Here is a 3,621-nt window from a genome sequence, read left to right as displayed (position 1 = left end):
TCTGCGTGAACTTCATGCCCTCGCGCGCGAGGCGGTCCAGGTGCGGTGTCTCATGCAGGTCGCTCCCGAAGCACGCGAGGTCCGTCCAGCCGAGGTCATCGGCGAGGATGAGGACGACGTTGAGCTTCGCGGGCGCGGCGGCGAGTTCGAAGACCGATCCCACGCAAGACACAAGGGTCGCAAGCGCGAGCGCGCCGATTGTGCGACATGCGTGTTTGTCCGTGTCCATCCGCGGTTTCAAGTCAATGTCACCATTCGCCGCCAGCCGAGAACTTCTTCTTCGCCGCATCGCGGAAGGCCGCGCCGGCAGCTCCGAGTTCCGTCAGCACGAGGTCGAACGGCTTGCCGGCGGCCCCGCGCGCGGCGGGGATGACGGTCATGCACTCGTTCGTGTCCATGAAGCGCGCCGCCTCAAGCAATCGCGCCTCGTCCTCCTTGGGAACGGCAAGGAACCCATGCTTGTCCGCGTGGATGAGTTGTCCCGGCTCGACGCGCTGGCCGAAGACTTCGACGGGGCAGTTCCATCGCACGGGCACGACCCACGCATGGCCGACGCACATCCGGCGCGCAAGCGCCTTGAAGCCCGCGTTCGTCATCTCGTCCACGTCGCGCACCGCGCCGTCCGTGATGGTGCCCACGCAGCCAAGCGCGCGGTGCGTGTTCGCGTTCACCTCGCCCCAGAACGAACCGATCACGCGCGGCTTGTCGAGATCCTGGATGACGACGATCTTCGGCCCGTCCACGGACGCCACGTAGCGGCGGTAGTCGGCAATGCAGGTTGGATTCGACTCGCGGTGCGCGGGGTTGCTCGGCTCGACGACGAGCGTGACGGCGTAGCCCACCATCGGCCCCATTTGCGGCATGAAATCCCGCGTCTCTTCGAGGTTGATGGCGTCACGCGTGCGGTCGCGCTTCGTGATCTGCTCCCAGCCGTTGTAAATGGTCGGCGTGTTCCAGCGCTTGAGCTGGAGAAGTTCGGCGTGGGTGAGCGCGGGCGTGGTGTTCATCGCAGTGTCGCAGTTCGGAAATGGTCCGGGCCGTAGTAGAAGTCCCCGCGGCGGGCGGCGTCAATGTCGCCGTGGCACCCGCACGGATTCGGATGACAGGCTGACGCGGCTGCTCCATTCTCCGTCAAAGATTTGCCGATCATGACCAGTCTCCCCCCGCCCCGCCTGCTCGCATTGGTGCTCGGCGTTTCGACGGCTTCGGTGACCATCGCAGCCCCGCCGCTGCCGGGGCCGGCCAGAACTTTTCTCCAGAAGCACTGCTTCGAGTGCCACGACGCGGACACCCAGAAGGGCAAAGTGCGCTTAGACAATCTTCCCGCCAACTTCGCCGCCCAAGCAAATGCGGAAATCTGGGGCAAGGTGTTTTCGCAGCTTGAACGCCGTGAAATGCCACCGAAGAAAAAGCCGCAGCCCGCGGACGCCGAGCGGCAGGCGGTGCTCGACTGGCTGGGCCCGCAACTCCGCGCCGCCGTGGCCGCGCGCCAGCAGGCGGAAGGCCGCGTCGCGCTGCGGCGGCTGAATCGCTTCGAGTATCAGAACACGATGCACGACCTGCTCGGCATCCAGGTGAATCTGATGGAGTTGCTGCCGGAGGATGGCTCGGCGCACGGCTTCGACAAGGTTTCCTCCGCGCTCACGCTCTCGCCGGTGCAGGTGGAGAAGTATCTCGAAGCCGCCGACCTCGCACTCGACACCGCAATCGGAGTCGGCCCGCGGCCGCAGTTTGTTCAGCAGCGTTTCGCGGCGACGAACCTCATCGCGGGCTGGGAGGCAAAGTCGCAGCGGCGCCTCGACGGCGGCGGGCTCGTGATCTTCAACTCCGGCTATTCGCCGACAGAGCTGCGCCGGTTCCGAGCGCCCGCGCCGGGCAGTTACCGCGTGCGCGTTTCGGCTTACGGGTTCCAGTCGTCGAACGCGCCGGTCACGTTCCGGCTCTACGGCGGCAGTTTCAACGTCGGCGGCAAGACCAAGCTGCTCGGCCATTTCCTCGTGCCGGCGGACAAGCCGAAGCTCGTCGAGCTGACCGCGCACCTCGAGACGCGCGGCGACACGCTCAAGCTCATCCCTTACGGCACGATTCCGTGGCAGAACACCGCGGACCAATACACCGGGCCCGGCGTCGCCGTGGAGTGGATCGAAATCGAGGGCCCGCTCGAAGCGAAGGAGTGGCCGCCGGCAACCCGCAAGAACCTGCTCGGCGAAACCGACCCCGACCGCGGCACGTTCGCGGATGCGGAGCGCATCGTGAAGGGGTTCGCGCCGCGGGCGTTTCGCCGGCCGGTGAGCGACGCGGACCTCGCGCCGTATCTCGCGCTCGTGCGCGAGCGGCTCGACAAGCGCGTGCCGTCCGGCGACGCGCTCCGCGTGGGGCTGAAGGCACTGCTCGTCTCGCCGCGTTTCCTGATGCTCGACGAGCAGCCCGGCACGCTCGATGGCCACGCGCTCGCGGCGCGGCTGAGCTACTTCCTTTGGAGCACGATGCCCGACGCCGCGTTGCTCGCCGCCGCGGCGAAGGGCGAGTTGTCCAAGCCCGCCGCGCTGCGCGCACAGGTGGAGCGGATGCTGAATCATCCGAAGGCGCGCGCGTTCACCGAGAATTTCACGGGCCAGTGGCTCGGCTTGCGGAACATCGAGTTCACCACGCCGGATGCGCGGTTGTATCCGGAGTTCGACGAGTTGCTGCAAGTCGCGATGGTGCGCGAAACGCACGCGTTCTTCGACGAGCTGCTCAAGGGCGACTTGAGCGTGATGAACTTCGTCGAGAGCGATTTCGCGATGCTCAACGAGCGGCTCGCGAAGCATTACGGCATCCCCGGCGTAAGCGGGCTCGACATCCGGCGTGTCGCGCTGCGCCCGGAGTGGCATCGAGGCGGGGTGATGACGCATGCGAGCGTGCTGAAGGTCACCGCGAACGGAACGACCACGTCGCCCGTCATCCGCGGCGCGTGGGTGGCGGAGCGTATCCTCGGAAAGCCCGTCCCGCCGCCGCCCGCGAACGTGCCCGCGGTCGAGCCGGACATCCGTGGCGCGAAGAACATACGTGACCAGCTCGCGAAGCACCGCGACGTCGAGAGCTGCGCGGGCTGTCACGCGAAGATGGACCCGCTCGGCTTCGCCCTCGAGAGCTATGACGTCATCGGCGGCTGGCGCCAGCGCTACCGCATTTCGCCCGAGCGCAACCAGCGCGGCGTGGAATATGTGGCGCTCCGCGTGAATGAGCGCGACCTGCGCGTGGCCATCGGCCCGCGCGTGGACCCGGGCGACACGCTTGCCGACGGCCGCAAGTTCCGCGACCTCGCCGAACTCAAGAAACACCTGCTGGCTGACCCCGACGCCCTCGCGCGCGGCTTGGCCGATAAGCTCCTCATCTACGCCACGGGCCACGGTCTGGAATTCACAGATGAGGTAGTGCTGACAGACATCGTCCGAAGGGTCAGGGCGCAGAAGTTTGGTTTGCGGGCGCTGATTCACGAGGTGGTTGCCTCCCCGACCTTCCAGTCCAAATGAACCATTTGGCCGCGCGGGCACTCTACCGAACATGAATTCACGATCATTTACGATGATGGCGGTGGGGCTGTTGCTTGGCATGGCAGTGGTGATGGTTACGCGGCGT

3 protein-coding genes are annotated in these 3,621 nt (G+C 66.5%); 1 reads left to right on the top strand and 2 read right to left on the bottom strand.

What is annotated here, in order from left to right:
* Positions 1 to 229 (bottom strand): aryl-sulfate sulfohydrolase (locus tag FJ386_15265; protein MBM3878046.1); only part of this gene is annotated, 229 nt, incomplete at its 3' end.
* Between the two features lie 19 nt (positions 230 to 248).
* Positions 249 to 1,007, bottom strand: a complete 759-nt coding sequence (locus FJ386_15260; GenBank protein ID MBM3878045.1) for an RraA family protein — start codon at positions 1,005 to 1,007, stop codon at positions 249 to 251.
* A gap of 141 nt (positions 1,008 to 1,148) precedes the next feature.
* Between FJ386_15260 and FJ386_15255 the strand changes: the two genes are divergently transcribed.
* The gene (locus FJ386_15255) at positions 1,149 to 3,515 is read left to right on the top strand and encodes a DUF1592 domain-containing protein (protein MBM3878044.1); all 2,367 of its coding nucleotides are present in this window, start codon (positions 1,149 to 1,151) and stop codon (positions 3,513 to 3,515) included.
* The last annotated feature ends 106 nt before the right edge of the window (positions 3,516 to 3,621 follow it).

The sequence above is a fragment of the Verrucomicrobiota bacterium genome, from assembly GCA_016871675.1.
Taxonomy (GTDB): domain Bacteria; phylum Verrucomicrobiota; class Verrucomicrobiia; order Limisphaerales; family VHCN01; genus VHCN01.
This window is presented reverse-complemented; position numbering and strand designations above follow the sequence as displayed.